Source organism: Sphingomonas sp. UNC305MFCol5.2 (assembly GCF_000712135.1).
In the GTDB taxonomy this organism is placed as follows: domain Bacteria; phylum Pseudomonadota; class Alphaproteobacteria; order Sphingomonadales; family Sphingomonadaceae; genus Sphingomonas.
Map to the genome: position 1 here is coordinate 535,644 of NZ_JOOE01000002.1, position 16,614 is coordinate 552,257.

At 66.6% G+C, this 16,614-nt stretch carries 18 protein-coding genes and 1 pseudogene; 11 read left to right on the forward strand and 8 right to left on the reverse strand.

Annotation, left to right across the window (positions count from 1 at the left end):
- Positions 1-65: 65 nt before the first annotated feature.
- The 9 genes and pseudogenes from BR78_RS0109640 (at position 66) to BR78_RS0109680 (ending at position 6,606) form a co-directional block, all read left to right on the forward strand.
- Positions 66-329, forward strand: coding sequence for a hypothetical protein (locus tag BR78_RS0109640; protein ID WP_156022283.1), 264 nt, complete (start codon positions 66-68; stop codon positions 327-329).
- A gap of 87 nt (positions 330-416) precedes the next feature.
- Positions 417-551, forward strand: a complete 135-nt coding sequence (rpmH, locus tag BR78_RS0109645; RefSeq protein WP_029724273.1) for a 50S ribosomal protein L34 — start codon at positions 417-419, stop codon at positions 549-551.
- Positions 552-577: 26 nt separating this feature from the next.
- Positions 578-889, forward strand: a pseudogene (gene rnpA / locus BR78_RS0109650) (ribonuclease P protein component); the annotation flags it as partial.
- Positions 886-1,098 (forward strand): membrane protein insertion efficiency factor YidD, encoded by a 213-nt coding sequence (gene yidD / locus BR78_RS0109655; RefSeq protein ID WP_029724275.1) that lies wholly within the window; start codon positions 886-888, stop codon positions 1,096-1,098. The pseudogene rnpA and the gene yidD, both read left to right, overlap by 4 nt.
- A 22-nt stretch (positions 1,099-1,120) precedes the next feature.
- Positions 1,121-2,842: a membrane protein insertase YidC gene (gene yidC, locus BR78_RS0109660; RefSeq protein WP_029724276.1), complete on the forward strand. Its 1,722-nt coding sequence runs from the start codon at positions 1,121-1,123 to the stop codon at positions 2,840-2,842.
- Entirely contained in the window at positions 2,839-3,477 is a 639-nt protein-coding gene (gene yihA / locus BR78_RS0109665; protein WP_029724277.1) for a ribosome biogenesis GTP-binding protein YihA/YsxC, read from the forward strand. Before yidC ends, yihA begins: the two co-directional genes overlap by 4 nt.
- The gene (locus BR78_RS0109670; RefSeq protein ID WP_029724278.1) at positions 3,474-4,607 is read left to right on the forward strand and encodes an acyltransferase family protein; all 1,134 of its coding nucleotides are present in this window, start codon (positions 3,474-3,476) and stop codon (positions 4,605-4,607) included. Before yihA ends, BR78_RS0109670 begins: the two co-directional genes overlap by 4 nt.
- Positions 4,604-4,936 (forward strand): gamma-glutamylcyclotransferase family protein, encoded by a 333-nt coding sequence (locus BR78_RS0109675; RefSeq protein ID WP_029936346.1) that lies wholly within the window; start codon positions 4,604-4,606, stop codon positions 4,934-4,936. Before BR78_RS0109670 ends, BR78_RS0109675 begins: the two co-directional genes overlap by 4 nt.
- A 71-nt stretch (positions 4,937-5,007) precedes the next feature.
- The gene (locus tag BR78_RS0109680; RefSeq protein ID WP_029936347.1) at positions 5,008-6,606 is read left to right on the forward strand and encodes a methyl-accepting chemotaxis protein; all 1,599 of its coding nucleotides are present in this window, start codon (positions 5,008-5,010) and stop codon (positions 6,604-6,606) included.
- A gap of 14 nt (positions 6,607-6,620) precedes the next feature.
- On the opposite strand, the gene BR78_RS0109685 is transcribed toward BR78_RS0109680, so the two are convergent.
- From BR78_RS0109685 to BR78_RS20460, 3 genes are all read right to left on the reverse strand, one after another.
- Complete coding sequence (locus BR78_RS0109685; RefSeq protein WP_029724281.1) at positions 6,621-8,585, reverse strand: alpha/beta hydrolase family protein; 1,965 nt, start codon at positions 8,583-8,585, stop codon at positions 6,621-6,623.
- A gap of 73 nt (positions 8,586-8,658) precedes the next feature.
- Positions 8,659-9,939, reverse strand: a complete 1,281-nt coding sequence (locus BR78_RS0109690; RefSeq protein ID WP_051683280.1) for an MFS transporter — start codon at positions 9,937-9,939, stop codon at positions 8,659-8,661.
- On the reverse strand, positions 9,936-10,388 hold the full coding sequence (locus tag BR78_RS20460) for a MarR family winged helix-turn-helix transcriptional regulator (RefSeq protein WP_197021341.1): 453 nt from the start codon (positions 10,386-10,388) through the stop codon (positions 9,936-9,938). The genes BR78_RS0109690 and BR78_RS20460 overlap by 4 nt, the downstream gene beginning before the upstream one ends.
- Before the next feature lie 81 nt (positions 10,389-10,469).
- Between BR78_RS20460 and BR78_RS0109700 the strand changes: the two genes are divergently transcribed.
- Positions 10,470-11,135, forward strand: a complete 666-nt coding sequence (locus BR78_RS0109700; protein ID WP_029724284.1) for a glutathione S-transferase family protein — start codon at positions 10,470-10,472, stop codon at positions 11,133-11,135.
- Positions 11,136-11,140: 5 nt separating this feature from the next.
- On the opposite strand, the gene BR78_RS0109705 is transcribed toward BR78_RS0109700, so the two are convergent.
- Complete coding sequence (locus tag BR78_RS0109705) at positions 11,141-11,296, reverse strand: hypothetical protein (protein ID WP_231478228.1); 156 nt, start codon at positions 11,294-11,296, stop codon at positions 11,141-11,143.
- Positions 11,297-11,351: 55 nt separating this feature from the next.
- The gene (locus BR78_RS0109710; RefSeq protein ID WP_029724286.1) at positions 11,352-11,798 is read right to left on the reverse strand and encodes a cupin domain-containing protein; all 447 of its coding nucleotides are present in this window, start codon (positions 11,796-11,798) and stop codon (positions 11,352-11,354) included.
- Between BR78_RS0109710 and dapE the strand changes: the two genes are divergently transcribed.
- Complete coding sequence (dapE, locus tag BR78_RS0109715; protein WP_051683281.1) at positions 11,798-12,949, forward strand: succinyl-diaminopimelate desuccinylase; 1,152 nt, start codon at positions 11,798-11,800, stop codon at positions 12,947-12,949. The genes BR78_RS0109710 and dapE overlap by 1 nt on opposite strands.
- On the opposite strand, the gene BR78_RS0109720 is transcribed toward dapE, so the two are convergent.
- From BR78_RS0109720 to mltA, 3 genes are read right to left on the reverse strand one after another with little or no spacing between them, the layout of a single operon-like run.
- Positions 12,946-14,619 (reverse strand): putative bifunctional diguanylate cyclase/phosphodiesterase, encoded by a 1,674-nt coding sequence (locus BR78_RS0109720; protein WP_029724288.1) that lies wholly within the window; start codon positions 14,617-14,619, stop codon positions 12,946-12,948. The two genes, dapE and BR78_RS0109720, sit on opposite strands and share 4 nt — an antisense overlap.
- A 54-nt stretch (positions 14,620-14,673) precedes the next feature.
- Positions 14,674-15,261: a Smr/MutS family protein gene (locus BR78_RS0109725; RefSeq protein ID WP_029936351.1), complete on the reverse strand. Its 588-nt coding sequence runs from the start codon at positions 15,259-15,261 to the stop codon at positions 14,674-14,676.
- A 44-nt stretch (positions 15,262-15,305) separates the two neighbouring features.
- Positions 15,306-16,604, reverse strand: coding sequence for a murein transglycosylase A (gene mltA / locus BR78_RS0109730; RefSeq protein WP_049811659.1), 1,299 nt, complete (start codon positions 16,602-16,604; stop codon positions 15,306-15,308).
- Between the last annotated feature and the right edge of the window lie 10 nt (positions 16,605-16,614).

A 16,614-nucleotide genomic window follows, 5' to 3' on the forward strand; every position in this document is an offset into this window, starting at 1 on the left:
TGCCGGACTCACACACCCGCCCGCACCTCCTCCGCACGGCCCTCGTCGTGCTAGGATTCGCGATCATGGCCGCCTCGCCGCTGGTCGGGGTCATCCCCGGCCCCGGCGGAATCATCGTCTTTGCGGGCGGGCTGGTGCTCGTGCTCAGGAACGCGACCTGGGCGCGGCGCCACTTCGCACGGCTCAAGCGCCGCTGGCCGCGCTTCGGCCATTATAGCGACATGGCGCTGCGCCGCCGGAGCTTCCGTCGGCGGCAGCAACGTGCCAAGGACGTCGCCACGGCCGAAGCCGAAGCCGCATTGCTCGGTTTTCCCGCAGACCCGCGTTGACTTTGGCGACTCACCTCCGTATGGGCACCCGACACGCGGCCGCTCCTGTAGCGGCCCTTTTACGTTCTAGATTACCGAGGATGAGCGATGAAGCGGACCTTTCAGCCGAGCAACCTGGTGCGTGCGCGCCGGCACGGCTTCCGCAGCCGGATGGCGACCGTCGGCGGCCGCAACGTGATCCGTGCCCGCCGCGCCCGCGGCCGCAAGAAGCTGTCGGCCTAACCGCCGTACCGCTCGCGCGGCTCACCGAGCGCAAGCACTATCTCGCCGCCAATGCGGGGAAGCGGGCACCCATGCCCGGCTTCGTTCTGCTGGTGCGTGCGCGCGACGATGCCGATTCGACGATGCGAATCGGCATTACCGTTTCCAAAAAGGTCGGCAATGCGGTCGTGCGCAATCGCATGAAGCGCCGCTTCCGTGCACTCGCGCGCGAGGTCTTGCCCGAATCGGGTATTCCGGGCGCCGACCATGTCCTGATCGGCCGCAACAGCGGGATCGAGCGGGACTATGCCGATCTCAAGGCCGAACTGGCCAAGGCATGCGCGAAGCTCGCCCGATGATCGCGCGCCTTCTCATCCTAATAGCACGGGGCTGGCAACTCGGCCCCTCACTGATTCTGCCGCCCAGCTGCCGCTACGCGCCCAGCTGTTCGGCCTATGCAATCGAGGCGCTCCGCCGCTATGGAGCGCTCAAGGGCGGCTGGCTGGCCGCAAGGCGCATCCTGCGCTGCCATCCATGGGGCGGGCACGGCTACGATCCCGTGCCATGACGGACTTTCCGGGGACTATTCGGTGAAACACGACCAAAAGAATTTCGTGATCTTTGCGCTGCTGGCCGCGCTCATCCTGTTCGGCTGGCCGCAGATCACCCACTGGATCTTCCCGCAGCAGCAGCCGGCATCGGTCAAGATCGAGGGCGGCAAGACCAAGCCGGTCGGCAATCCCGGCGCCGATCCGGCCTATGATTCGCCCAAGGCTTTGCGCGATCGCCAGATAGTGCTCGCCGAAACCCCGCGGGTGGCGATCGAAACGCCCAAGCTGCGCGGCTCGATCAACCTCAAGGGCGCGCGGATCGACGACCTCGTGCTCAGCCAATATGCCGAGACCGTCGCCAAGGATTCGCCGCCGATCCGCCTGCTCTCGCCGGGGGGCGCCAAAGGTGCCTATTTCGCGCAGTTCGGCTGGCAGGGAGCCGGCGTCGAGGCTCCGGGTCCCGACACGATCTGGCAGGCCAGCGGCACGAAGCTGACTCCGACAACGCCCGTCACGCTCACTTCGCGGAGTCCCACGGGCCAGGTGTTCCGCATCGAGCTGTCGGTCGATGACAATTACATGTTCAACATCCGCCAGACAGTGGCCAACGCCGGCGCCACGCCGGTCGCGGTCACGCCCTTCGCGCTCGTCTCGCGCGCGGAGCGCTCGCTCGACCCCGATCAATGGGCGGCGCATGTCGGTCCGATCGCGATTTCCCAGGGCGCGGCGAACTACGTCAACTGGAAGGACGTCGAAGGCACGCCGCAGCAATTCAGCACCACCGGCGGCTGGGTCGGCTATACCGATCATTACTGGCTGACCGCATTGGTCCCCGATCAGCGCGTGCCCGTCCAGCTCCAGCACCGCGGCGAGATGGGCAAGGCCTATCAGGCCGATTACCGCCTTGCCGATCCGCTCAACCTCGCACCCGGCAAGAAGGTCACCTACAACAGCCGCTTCTTCGCCGGCGCGAAGGAAGTGAAGCTCCTCGACAAATATCAGGACGAACAAGGCATCGTGCAGTTCGATCGCGCGATCGACTGGGGCTGGTACGGCATCATCGAGCAGCCGATCTTCTATTATCTCGACTGGCTGTTCCGCATCGCTAAAAATTTCGGCGTCGCGATCATCTTGCTCACGATCACGATCCGCCTTTTGCTCTTCCCGATCGCCCAGCGCCAGTTCGCCTCGATGGCGGCGATGCGCGCGGTGCAGCCCAAGATGAAGGCGCTGCAGGAACGCTACAAGGACGACAAGCAGCGCCAGCAGCAGGAGATCATGAAGCTGTACAAGGAAGAGAAGGTCAATCCGCTCGCGGGCTGCCTCCCCATCTTGATCCAGATCCCGATCATGTTCGCATTGTACAAGGTGCTGTTGCTCACGATCGAAATGCGGCACCAGCCGTTCGTCGGCTGGATCCGCGATCTCTCGGCGCCCGATCCGCTGACGCCGCTCAACCTGTTCGGGCTGCTCGCCTTCACGCCGCCGCACTTCATCGCGATCGGCGTGATCCCTATCCTGCTCGGCATCTCGATGTACTTCCAGTTCAAGCTCAACCCGGCACCGATGGACGATATGCAGAAGCAGATCTTCTCCATAATGCCGTGGATGATGATGTTCCTGATGGCGCCCTTCGCGGTGGGCCTGCAGGTCTACTGGATCACTTCGAACGTGCTGACGATCGCCCAGCAATGGCTGCTCTACAAGAAGCATCCGGGACTGAAGGAGCCGATCAAGAAGGAAGCCAAGGCGAGCAAATGAGCGGCTTCGACGACGATCAGATCGAGGCCGCGCGAAAGATCTTCGCCGGCCCGATCACCTTCCTGAAGTCGGCGCCCGAGCTTCGGCATCTGCCTGATCCGGCGGTGCCCGAAGTTGCGTTCGCCGGCCGCTCGAACGTGGGCAAATCGTCGCTGCTCAACGCGCTCGCCAACCGCAACGGCCTCGCACGCACTTCGAACACGCCCGGCCGCACGCAGGAGCTCAATTTCTTCGACGTCGGCGATCCGCTCAAATTCCGCCTCGTCGACATGCCCGGCTATGGCTTCGCCAAGGCGCCCAAGGACATGCAGCGCCAGTGGCGCTACCTGGTGAACGACTTCCTGCGCGGCCGCGACGTGCTCAAGCGCGCCTTGGTGCTGATCGATTCGCGCCACGGCATCAAGGACGTCGACAACGAGATCCTCGACATGCTCGATAATGCCGCGGTCAGCTACCGGATCGTCCTCACCAAGACCGACAAGATCAAGGCGACCGAACTCGCCGAAGTCCGCGCCCGCACCGAAACCGAAGCCCGGAAACGTCCGGCCGCCCACCCCGACATCATCGCCACCTCGAGCGAGAAGGGCATGGGCCTCCCCGAACTGCGCGCCGCGGTGCTGGAGGCCGTGGGTTGAGCGCGGCGAGGCCGCGTCTCGCCGGTCTCGACATTTTCCGCGGGCTCGCCGTTGCCGGCATGATCCTCGTCAATACGCCGGGCAGCTGGTCGCATTTGTGGTGGCCGCTCGATCACGCCGAATGGCATGGCTGGACGCCGACCGATCTCGTCTTTCCCGCTTTCCTGTTCGCGGTCGGCGTGGCGCTTGCCCTCTCCTTTCCGCGCAAAGTCGACGGCGGCACGTGGCGCAAGATCGCACGGCGCACGCTGTTGCTGATCGCGATCGGTTGGGGGCTCCAGCTTATCGCCCGCCCGGAGCTCGCGAGCTTCCGCTTCCCCGGCGTGCTCCAGCGCATCGCGCTCTGCTATGCGCTCGCGGCGAGCTTCGCGATCCTCACTGCGTCGACGCTGGGGGACGGCCGACGCAGCCTGCGCCCCGCCCCGATTCTCGCCATGACCGTTGTCGCACTGCTGCTATATTGGGCGTTACTCGCATTCGTTCCGGTTCCCGGATACGGTGCGGGCCAGCTCAGCCCCGAAGGCAATCTCACCGGCTTCATCGATCGCGCAGTGTTCACGACCGCGCATATCTGGCGCGGCGGCACCGATGCCGCGGGCAATATCGTCTACGACCCCGAAGGCCTGCTCTCGACGATGTCGGCGCTCGCGAACGTCCTGTTCGGGATGCTCGCGGCGATCGTCTGGCAGCGCGATCCATCGCGCGCCACGCTTCGGATCGCGCTCGCGGGCGTGCTGTTGATCGCGATCGGCCTGCTGCTCCACCCGGTCCTGCCGATCAACAAGAAGCTGTGGACCAGCAGCTTCGCGATCTTTACCTCGGGCAGCTCGGCGCTGCTCCTCGCGCTCTGCATGGCCGCGACCCGGAGCGGCGTGCCCCGCTTGCTCGCGCCGCTCCACATGCTCGGCATGAACGCGATCCTCGGCTACGTTCTCTCGGTACTGATCGGCATAGCGGGCTTCCGCCTGTTCATCGGCGATGCGAGCGTGCAGGACTGGGGCTTCGCGCGCCTGAGCAGCCTGATCCCAGACCCCCATGCCGCCTCCTTCGCCTACGCACTGATCGCACTCGCGCTCGTCTTGGCCGCGCTCGTCCCCTTCCACCGCCGCGGGATCCATCTCAGGCTGTGACCGAGCACCTCTTCTCCTACGGCACGCTCCAGCTCGAGAGCGTCCAGCGCTCGCAATTCGGCCGTCTGCTCGAAGGCACCGACGATGTGCTCACCGGCTATGGCGTGATCGAGATCCAGATCCGCGATCCGGCAGTGCTCGACGCCAGCGGGATCGAGACCCATCGCGCGCTCGTCCCCGATGCCGATGCCCCGCCGATCCCCGGCAAGGTCTTCCGCTTGACCGCGGCAGAACTCGCCGCCGCCGACACCTATGAGAGCGAGAATTACCGCCGCGAACAGGTCGTCCTCGCCTCCGGCACCGCTGCCTGGGTCTATGTGAAGGCCTGAAACCTACGTCCAACTACTTATGCTTACACGCAAAACCACGTAGACTTGCCATTCCCGTCTAAAATGTATCGGTGATCCGGTCGCTCCGCCCTCTCGCCTTTCGCCTCGTCCATGCCCTGTATGGTCGCTGGGTGGCGCTGCCCGAGGAGCTGGTGCGCACCCAGATCATGTCGATATCGGGCGGCTTCCCGTTCACCTTCGCGATGTCGGTGATCGTGAGCATCGGCATGCTCGCAATGTCCCACGACGCCGATCATTTGCTGATCCGCAGCGCCGCGCTCGTGCTCCATCTCGGCATCCTCAGCGGGTTTCTGGTCCGCTATATTCGCCATCGGAAGCGCGACTGGCGCATCGCGGATTCGCGGGGCGCGATTCTCATGGCGGTCCTGCAGGGTTGCCTCGCCGCGTTCGGCTGGATGGTGTTCCTCGGCGCGTGCGGGATGGGCGCGACCGATCACCAGCTCATCGTCGTGGTCGCGGTAATCGCCGGCGTCACCGCGGTCGGCGCGCTCCGCTACGCCGCGCTGCCCCCCGCCAGCCTCGCCTTTCTCGTCACCGCCAATCTCGTCAGCCTCTTCTTCGCGATCCTGTGGGAGATGCCGGCCGGCATGTCGGTGTTCCTCGGCGCGTACACGCTACTGCTCGGCCGCTTCGTACTCGAACAGTCCAAGCTCGTCGCGCGGCAATATGAGCTGGGCCAGGCGCGCGCCGCCGCCGAGCACGAGCGCGATCTGCTCCGTGCCGAGGCACAGCGCGAGGAATGGCAGCGCCAGGCCACCGCCGCCGAGGCGCGTACCCGCATGGAGGCCGCGAGCCGCTGCGCCCGCGACGACGAAGTGCGGCGCATCGCCGGCCAGTTCGAACAGATCTTCGTGCGCAACGTCACCGATCTCGCCGCCGCCGCCGATCGGACGCGCCAATCCGCCGAATTGCTGGTGCTGAGCGCCCGCACTTCGCAGGATCAGGTTCACGGCATCGTCGGCCATATCAGCAAGGCCGACGACGGGGCCACGGTGCTGCTCGGCGAATCCGAGAATCTCGGCCATGCGCGCGCCGCGGTCGAGGCCAGCATCGCCGCGCAGGAAACGACGACCGCGCATCTCCATACACTCTCGCTCGCCGCCGACGATCGCTTCGCCACTCTGGTTGGCTATGCCGGCAACGCCGGCACCATCGCGGATCTGATCGGCGACGTCGCCGCGCGGACCAATCTGCTCGCGCTCAATGCTTCGATCGAGGCCGCGCGCGCCGGTGAGGCAGGCCGCGGCTTCGCGGTCGTCGCGCAGGAAGTGAAGGCGCTCGCCTCGCAGACCTCGCTCGCGACCAAGGATATCCGCCGCCAGCTCACGCGGATCACCGAAGCGGTCACCTCCACCGCCAGCATCGTCAGCGACATGCGCACGAGCTTCGGTCGCATCACCGAAGGCGCCGGCGCGGTCGAGCAGGCGATGGCGCGGCAAGGTGACGTCATCCGCTCGATCCAACGCTATGCCGGCTCCGCGGCCGCACTCACTTCGAGCCTCCATGACAGCGCGGCGATCGCCGAACATGCCGCCGACGCCGCCGCCGACGTAACCGGGGAACTGGGCGCGGTGACGGGCGATCTGGTCGGCAAGACCGAGCTGCTGATGCGCGAGATGCGCAGCTTCGTCGCGTCGCTCGCCGCCTGACCGCCTGCCCCGCTTCAGGCCGGGTTGTGCTTGGCCAGGAACGCCTCCAGCGCCTTCAGGAACTCCAGCCGGTCCTCGCTGCGCGAAAAATGGTGGTCGGCCTCGGGCTGCTCGATCCACGTCACGTCCTTGCCCGCCGCCCTGAGCTTCTGCGCCATCACCCGCGACTGAACGAGCGGCACCACCCGGTCCTTCTTGCCGTGTACCAGCAGGATCGGGATCGAGAACTGATCGGCGAGATTGACCGGCGAGACGCTCTTCAGGTCCGGCGCCTGCATCTTGAGCCAGTCCTTCCGCGCGCCCGCGCCGAGGAAGTTGCTGTTATGGTTGATCATCCGATTGAGATCGGAGACGCCGGCATAGGCCACTGCGCAGCGGTACAGCTTGCCGTCGCGTTGTGCCGCGCGCATCGCGGCATAGCCGCCATAGGAAGCGCCGACCATACAGACCCGCTTCGGATCAGCGATCCCCAATTTGGCGAGCTCGGCGACCGCGTCGTTGAGATCGTCCTGCATCGCCAGGCCCCATTGGCCGAGCCCCTTTTCGGTGAACGGCGTGCCGTAGCCGGAAGAGCCGCGGTAATTGGGCTGGATCACTGCATAGCCGCGCTCGGCGAGGAACTGGGTCCACCAGTCCCATTCCTCGGTGTCGCGCGCGAAGGGCCCGCCATGCGGCATCACGATCAGCGGCAAATTGGTCTTCTTGCCGAACGGCAGCGTCAGCACCGCGGCGATCTCCAGCCCGTCGCGCGCCTTGTAGCGGATCGTGCGCACCGGATGCATCCGCTTCATGCCGATCGCGCTGTTGTTGGTATTGAGGAACTGCATCGAATCGTCGGCGGCGCGGTACAGGAAATAGGCGCCGGGCGCGTTGGCGCCGCCGACATGGACAATCGCCATGGTACGATCACGATTGAGCGAGACGATCCGCGGCTCGCCGCCCTTGATCCTGTCCGCGATCGTCTTCTGCATCGCCTCCAGTGCCGAATCGGTCCAGCGGATGCCCGGTTTGTCCTCGTTCACATAGACGCCGACATAGTTGAAGCCGGTCCGGTCGGGCATCAGCCCGCCGATATCATAGCCCTTGGTCGCGAAGAGCTGTTTGCCCCGCGTCAACGTCGTGAGATCGAGCTCGTACAACGCCGAATAGCCGCCTTCGTCGTCCGAGATCATCAGGCCCTTGCCGGGCGCCTTCAGAAACAGCGAAGGGACGGTGAGCGTATCCTTGTGCGTGCGTGCCTTATCGATCGTCTTGAAACTGTCCTTGTCGCTTTCGCGATAGACTGCGCGCCGGGTGCGCCCGTCCAGCGACGAGCCGATGCCCATCCGAACCGTACCGTTGCCGTCGGCATACCAGTTCCAGATTCCTTCGCGGCCGTGGAGCACGAGCTTGCGCTTGCCGGTCGAAACGTCGATTTCGTCGACCTGAGGCCAGAAGCCGGCCTGGTTGGCATAGACCGACATCTGCGACGCCATCAGGATGCGCGGCGTGCCGTCGGTCGCGGTCCAGACCAGGTCGTCAGCGTCCTGTGCGGCTTCGCGGCTGGCGAGCTTGTTGATCTTCGTGCCGGTGGCATTCACGCTCACGGCGCGGCTCACATACATCTCGTCGCCTTCGAAAGGCATGAGCTGGCCGATGCCGAGCACCAGCCATTCGTCATTGACCCATTGCCACCAGTTAAGATCGGCTTCCCCCAGCCCGACCAGCCGCATCTTGCTGCCGTCGAGTGGGATGATCGCGAAATATTGGGTGCCGTTCACTGCGACCTTGGCGGCGATCGCGTTGCCGCCGGGGGAAAGCTCGGGCCCCTCGAAGGACGGGATCTCGGCGAAGACCGAAGTCTCCAGCGGCCCGGTCTTCTTTTCCGCCTCTTTCTCGGCCGCTTTCTCCGCCGGCTTGTCCGCCGTCTGCGCCCCTGCCGTCGCGGCGATCGCGACCAGTCCGCCCGCAACCAGCAGGCTCCACCCCCAACGCGACATCAGTCCCCCTTCGATTTCACGTGCCCCGGGGTCGATGCTGTCGTCTTTTTCCTCCCGCCGCAAGCCGTTACGGTCAGGTCGCCGGCCGAAGCGTGCGGGCCTCGGTCCGCCCGCTCAGGATCGCCACCGCCGCCGCGAGTCCGAACGCCCCTGCGATCAGGAAAGCGGGCGTGTAGGTGCCGGTCCAGGCGCGGATCGCGCCCGCGCCGAACGCCGCGGTCGCCGCGCCCAACTGGTGCCCGACCATCACCCAGCCGAACACGATCGGCGCATCGCGCTCGCCGAACGTCAGGTTGGCGAGCTTCACCGTCGGCGGCACCGTCGCGATCCAGTCGAGGCCATAGAAGACCGCGAACAGGAACAGGCTGCCCGCGCCGAAATCGAGGAAGGGCAGTGCCAGCAGCGAGAGCCCGCGCAGGCCGTAATAGACGAAGAGTAGCTTCCGCGGATCGTAGCGATCGGTCAGCCAGCCCGACGCAGTCGTTCCGATCAGGTCGAACAGCCCCATCAGCGAGAGCAAACCCGCCGCCTGGACCGGCGCGATGCCGTGATCGCCGCAGAACGCGATCATGTGCGTGCCGACCAGCCCATTGGTGGTCAGCCCGCAGACGAAAAAGGTGCCGAAAAGCAACCAGAACATCGGCGACCGTGCCGCGCGGAACAGCGCGGTGAAGGCCAAGCTCGCGGTCGCGGCCTGCTTGAGCGGCGGTGGCGGCGCGCTGTCTTCGGTCTCGCCGAAGCGCCGCACGCCCACGTCCTGCGGATGTTCGGGAACGAACAGGAATACGAGCGGCAGCATCGCCGCGCTCGCGATCGACACGGCCAGCGCCACCGGCCGCCACGCCCCGCCCTCGGCGAGCCATGCCAGCACCGGCAGGAACACCAGGGCACCGGTCGCGGTGCTCGCAGTGAGCATCCCCATCACCAGCCCCTGCCGCGTCGCGAACCAGCGATTGACCACCGCCGCGCCCAGCACCGACGCCACCGCGCCGCTGCCCACGCCCGAGATCACGCCCCAGCTCAGCACATATTGCCACGGCTCGGTCATCCACAGGCTGGCTAAGGTCGCCGATGCCATCAGCACCAGCCCGCCGAGCATCGTCCGCTTGATGCCGATCGACAGCATCAGCGCCGCCGCGAAGGGGCCTACCAGCCCGTAGAGCAATATGCCGATCGCCGCCGACGCCGAGATCGTCGCGCGATCCCAGCCGAAATGCTGTTCGAGCGGCAGCATCATCACGCCGGGTGCCGATCGCAGCCCTGCGGAGACGAGCAAGGCGAGGAACGTCATGCCGACGACGATGCTGGCATAGCCGCGCGTCGACACCGGCAGCTGCCGAAGCAGCGCCGTCATGCGTTCGCTCCCGGCGTGCCCTCGGCCAATTCCGTCACTGCGCGCAACGCCGCTTCGAGTTCCATCCACTTCTCCTCCCCCATCGCGCCGACGAAGCGCTCCTGCACCGCGTCCCAATCCGCCTCCGCGCCCTCGACCGCCCCCCGCCCGGCAGCGGTGAGCGACGCCAGCTTGGTCCGCCCCGCGCCGGCGGAAACGGTCACCCAGCCCTTGGCCTCGATCGGCGCCAGCGCGCGATAGAGCGAGCTGCGGTCCATCACGAGCTGCTCGGCGAGCCGGCTCAGCGGCAGCGGCTCGCCGCGCCTGATATGCCGCAGGATCGCGAATTGCGCGGTGGTCATCCCGTTGGCGGCAAGCGCGTCGTCATAGACACGCGCCACTGCACGCGATGCCTTGCGGAGCGTGGTGCAGGCACAAGCGGAGGAAGTAGCCGGAGAATCATGATGCATATGCATGATGTATATGCATCATTCTAGTTGTTCAAGCGTGTCCATTGCCCCGGCTCGGTCACGCCGCTATCCCGCCTGCCCATGAAGCTCATCATCGGCAACAAGGCCTATTCATCCTGGTCGCTCCGCGGCTGGCTCGCCTGCAAGCAGTCCGGGCTGCCGTTCGAAGAGGTGGTGGTGCCGCTCTACGACTCGGATTGGGACAAGCGCCGCCAGGGCGACGAGTTCGCGCCGTCCTCGGGCAAGGTGCCGATCCTGTGGGACGGCGAGGCAGTGGTGTGGGACAGCCTCGCGATCGTCGAATATCTCAACGACAAGACCGGCGGCACCAAATTCTGGCCCGAGGATCCGGTCGCGCGCGCGATGGCGCGCTCGATGGCGGCCGAGATGCATTCGGGCTTCGCGTCGCTCCGCCGCAAGCACGGCATGAACATCCGCCAGGTCTATCCCCCGAGCACGCCCGATCCCGACGTGATCGACGAATTGGGCCGGATCATGGAATTATGGGCGCAGGCCCGTGCCCGCTTCGGCGGCGACGGCGATTTCCTGTTCGGCGCGTTCGGCGCAGTCGACATCATGTTCGCGCCGGTGGTGACGCGGATCGTGACCTATTCGCTCCCCGTCCCCCGCTTCGCGCAGAGCTATATGCTCGCGGTGCTCCAGCATCCCTTCATGCAGGACTGGATCGCGGCGGCGCAGGAAGAAGATTGGGTGATCGAGCAGTTCGAGAAGCCGGCGAGCGGCTGACGGCGTCAGACCGGGATGCGGGTATATTCGTCGGCCCGGTTGCGGATGCTCTCGATCTGATCTCGCGCAATATGGCCGATGCCAACGAGATGCCGGCCCGAAAAGGCCGCCACGTCGGCGACGCTCAGCGCGACCACGGACAAGAGGAGCATCCAACGCATGCGGCCATGATAAAGGGCATCCATGAAGCTCCGCTGAATCGCGCGTTATGGAAAACTACAGGGTTCCGCCATCCTTGCGTCGAAACCCTTCCCCCGCGGCCAGGTGCATGTCGATGTCGGGATAATGGCAGTCGGTTTCGGCCGGCCGACCGACCGCGATGAATACGCAATCCATATCGCTGCGGTTCTGCAGGACATGGCCGTTGCCGTCGCCCTTGGGGAACGCCGCGACGTCGCCGGGGCGCATTATCGTCTCGCCCCCATCGTCGACCAGTACCGCCTCGCCGCTCAGCATCACGACGAACTCGTCCTCGCCCTCGTGCCAGTGCCGCTGCGACGACCAGGCGCCGGGCTTCAGCGTGACATGGCTGAAACCGAAATCGCTGATCCCGCTCGCCGGTGCCAGTCGCCGGTACCAGCGCCCCTGCACGACGTCCGAATATGGTTTCGGATAGCCGGTCGCATTGGTCTGCGGGATTGTATCGAGATCGAGCTTGGGCAATGCCACCTCCACTGGATTTGGAGAGCCTTTTGCCCGACGTCATCGAACTCACCAAGGCGCTGATTGCCGCCGAGAGTGTCACCCCGGCCCGCGGCGCCGTCTTCGACGTGCTCGAGGCGGCTTTGGTCCCGCTGGGTTTCGCGGTGGAGCGCTTCGTCGAGGGCGAGGCGCCCGACGGCCCGGTCGAGAACCTCCTCGCCACCCGCGGCGACACCGGCCCGCACTTCGCCTTTGCCGGACATCTCGACGTCGTCCCCGCCGGGCCCGGCTGGACCGGCGATGCCTTCGTCCCCGAAGTCCGCGGCGGGCTGCTCTACGGCCGCGGTGCAGTCGACATGAAGGGCGCGATCGCCGCTTTCGTCGTCGCCGCCGCCGCCCGCGTCTCCGCGAACAGGAAGCTAAGCCTGATCATCACCGGCGACGAGGAGGGGCCGGCCACCTTCGGCACCCCCCGGCTGATCGAGCGCATGGCCGAGCGCGGCGTGAAACCCGATCTCTGCCTCGTCGGCGAGCCCACTTCCGCCCAGCGACTCGGCGACACGATCAAGATCGGCCGGCGCGGCTCGACCGTCATCTGGATCGACGTGCCCGGGCGTCAGGGCCATGTCGCTTATCCCCATCTCTCCGACAATCCGATCCCCCGGCTGATCACCGCGCTCGCCGAGATCGACGCGATCACGCTCGATTCGGGCAATGACTGGTTCCAGGCCTCGAACATCGAAATCACCGACATCCACACCGGCAACCCCGCGACCAATGTCATCCCCGGCAATGCGCGGGCGCGACTCTCGATTCGCTTCAACGACATGCAGAACGGGCCCGCTTTGATCGCTCGCATCGATGAAATCGTGCAGCGCCACGCACCCGGTGCGCAGGTCAAGGGCACCGTCTATGGCGAGGCCTTCCTCACGCAGCCCGGCGAACTTTCGACGCTCGTCGCCGGCGCGATCGAGGCCAAGCTCGGCGTCACCCCCGAACTGTCGACCAGCGGCGGCACTTCGGACGCACGCTACCTGGTCAAGCTATGCCCGGTGGTCGAGTTCGGCCTGCTCAATGCGACGATGCACAAGCTCGACGAAGCCGTGGCGATCGCCGATCTGGTCGCGCTTGCGGACGTGTACGAGGAAATCTTGCGGCGGGTGGACGCCTAACCCGCTATCCGCCGCGGCTCGACGTCGCGGACCCAGGCGAGGAACGCTTCCTCGGGCATCGGCGTCGCCACGGCATAGCCTTGCAGGACGTCGCAGCCGATCACGCGCAGCACCGCGGCCTGCGCCTCGCTCTCGATCCCCTCGGCCACCGCTTCGCAGCCGAGGCCGTGGACGAGGCCGATCACTGCCTGCGCGATCGTCCGCGCCTCGGGCTGTTCGGCGACATATTCGATCAGGCTGCGATCGAGCTTGACCCGGTCGACCGGCAATTGCCGCAGCCGCGCGAGGTTCGAATAGCCGGTGCCGAAATCGTCGATCGCGACGCTGGCCCCGTCAGCGCGAAGCGCTGCGATCGCATCGAGCACTTCGCTCGAGCAATGCATCGCGAGCGTCTCGGTGATCTCGAGCTCGAGCAGGCTGGCGGGCGCGCGCGCCGCGTGCATCGCCGCGCGCAGCCGCCGGAAGAACTCGGCATGATCGATCTGGCGCTGGCTGATGTTGACCGCCAGCCGCTGCTCGATGCCGAGCTTGCCCCAGCGCGAGATCGTCTCGGCGACATTGGTGACCACCCATTCGCCGATCTCGACGATCAGTCCGGTCTCCTCGGCGCGCTGGATGAACGCGCCCGGCAACTTTAGCCCGTCGGGATGCCGCCAGCGCAGCAAAGCCTCGGCACCGACGATCCGCCCGTCGGCGGCGCTCACCTGCGGCTGGAAGACGAGCGTGAACTGATCCTTGTCGATCGCGGCGCGCAAATCGCTCTCGAGTTGCGTCCGGTCGGCGATCTGCGCGGCGAGGAACTCGGTGAAATGCTCGACTCGCCCGCGGCCTAGCGACTTGGCGTGATACATCGCCGCATCGGCCGCACGCATCAGATCGTGCAGGGTCGTCCCGTGATCGGGACGCATCGCCACGCCGATCGAGGCGCCGATAGAAATCTCCTGATCGGCCAGGTCGAATGGTTCCGAGAGCGCGAACAGCACGCCGCGCCCGATCCGGTCGGCATCGCGCAGGCTGCCGATTTCGGGGAAGAACATCGTGAACTCGTCGCCCGCCAGCCGGCCGATCAGCGGCGCCCGGATCGCGCCCTCGGCAGCGAACCGATCGCCCACGGCGCGCAGCCGATTGGCGACCATGGCCAGCAGCATGTCACCGGTCGCATGGCCCAACGTGTCGTTGACCGCCTTGAAGCGATCGAGATCGATGAAATAGAGCACCGCATTCTCGCCCTGCGGCAGCTCGGCGAGCATCCGCTCGGCGGTGCGGCGGAAGTTGGTGCGGTTGGCGAGCGCGGTCACCGGATCGAACATGGCGAGCCGCTGGACGCTTTCGAGATTCTCGTGGAGCTGGTGAAACAGCCCGTCCATCGCCTTGGCCAGCGGCGGTACACAGCGTTCGACTTCCTCGGGTATTTTGCTCTGGAGATCGCCATTGGCGGCGGCTGCCAGACGCTCGATCGCTGCGTCGATCGCGCCCGCGGTCGAGGCGATGCTGCGCTCGGCCGAGGCCCAGCACATCACGCCGCAGATGATCGCGGCGATCAGTGCACGACCGGCCGATTCGACCGTGATGACGCCTTCCGACGCGGCGGCCACGGCAAGGATGAACGCCACCGCCCCGGCGCACATCGCAAATGCGATCGCCCGGCTCTTTAGCGAAAACCCTTCCACTTCGGCCGCTCAACCCCCGTTATATACCCCGGGGAGCACCCTTGCAGACATAAGTTAAGAATTTCGTGGCGGCGGCGCCTTGGGCCGGCGGAGTATGATGTAGAGCGCGCCGCTGCCGCCGTGGCGAGGATGCGCGGCGCGCACCGCGGCGATCCGATCGGCATGCCGCGACGATGCCAGCCAGTCCCCAACTGCCGCACGGATCGCCCCGCGCGCATGCGGCCGTTCGGATTCGGGCCGCGGCGGCTTGCCGGTGATCAACAGCAGCACCCGGTCGCCCCGCCGGATCGCCTGATCGATCCCGCCATCGAGCCGGTCATAGGCCGAAGCGAGATTATGCCCGTGCAAGTCGATGCTGGATTCGGGCGAAATGAGTCCACGCGAGAGGCGGCGATCCCACGAACCGTCGAGAGTGTTGGTGCTCCCTTCCCTGCTTGCAGGGAGGGGCCGGGGGTGGGTGCGCGCGTCTGCGCGCCTGGAAGACTCCTTCGCGGCGCGCAGCAAAGCCGAAGGAACGGGCGTCGAGCCCGCCCCTTCGGCGGACCCACCCCCAGCCCCTCCCTTGACAGGGAGGGGAGCAGAAGGGGCCGCCTTCGCCGGTACGGGAGCCTTCGCCGCCTTGAGCGGCGTCACCGTCGCGATCACGCGTTTCCACAGCGCCGCTTCCTCGGGCGCCAGCGTCCGTTTCACGGCGCGATCGGCGTTGCCGCGGTCAGCCGCGCGAGCACACCCTTGGGCAGCAGCAGCCACGCCGTCCCGCGCGCCGACATGCCCCCGGCGATCGCGCGCGCATCGTCGCCCGCGCCCCAGAAAGTGTCGAAGCGATTGGCGCCCTTGATCGCGCCGCCGGTGTCCTGCGCCACCCACAATCCGGTGGCGTCGGTGCGGTCCATCGACAGGAAGGCCGGCGCGCCGAGCGGCACGAATTTCGGATCGACCGCCGCGCTGGTCCAACCGGTCACCGGTAGCCCCATCGCACCCAGCGGCCCCGCGCCGGTCAGTTCCTTGAAGAAGACGAAGCTCTTGTTCTCGCGCATGATCGCGCGGCCTTCTTCAGGATGTTCACGCAGATAACCCATGATGCCCTGCATCGAAGCCTGACCCGGGCCGAGCAGTCCCCGATCGCGCATCAACTTGCCGATGCCCGTGTAATCGCGGCCATTCTGCCCGGCATAGCCGATCCGCATCACGCCGCCGTCGGGCAGCCGCAGCCGTCCCGAGCCCTGGACCTGGAGGAAGAAGATCTCGACCGGATCATTGGCATAAGCGATCACCGGCGCGCGGCCCTGCAGCCTGCCTTCCTCGATCGCGGTCCGGTCGTAATAAGGCACGAAATTCTTGCCCTCGACGCGCCCGCGGATCTTCTTGCCCTTCAGATCGTCCGAGAAGAGCCCGAGATCGACATCGATCAGGTCGCTCGGGATTCCGTAGATAGGCACTTCGCAGCCCGGCCGCCGCTCGCGGCAGCCATGGATCTCGGGCTCGTAATAGCCGGTGGCGAAGGCCTTGCCGTCGCCTATCTGCACCGTCTCGAAATAGCGGACGAAGAAGGCGCGCGCGTCGCGGGCCGGCCAGGTCGCGGCGGCGCGGCAGGATTCGGCCCAGTCGGCCCCTTGAGTCAGCCCGGTGGCGTCGGTGCGCCGCTGGAGCGCCGAACAGCTGAGCCGATAGGCGGTGAGCGCGCGTTCGGCGCTCTCTTGCGTCATCGGCAGCGTGCTCAGCGCCGGCCCCGCGACAACGCCGGAGGCCGCAGCCGTGGCGGCGCTCGCCGGTGCCGCGAGCGCTGGCATCGCAGCGAGCGGAGTAGCCGGAGTCGGCTGCCGCGCGGGCAGATGGACAGGCGTTTCGGGAAGGCTGCTCGGCCGCGAAGGCTCACGCGCCGGAGCCGGAGCCGGTGCCCGGCCCGGGCCCGCCTCGGGCGGCACGATTCCGCCCGAACAGGCGCTCAACAGAGCCGCAAGCGCGACTGCCCCCCACAGACGCATATTTTCGGCC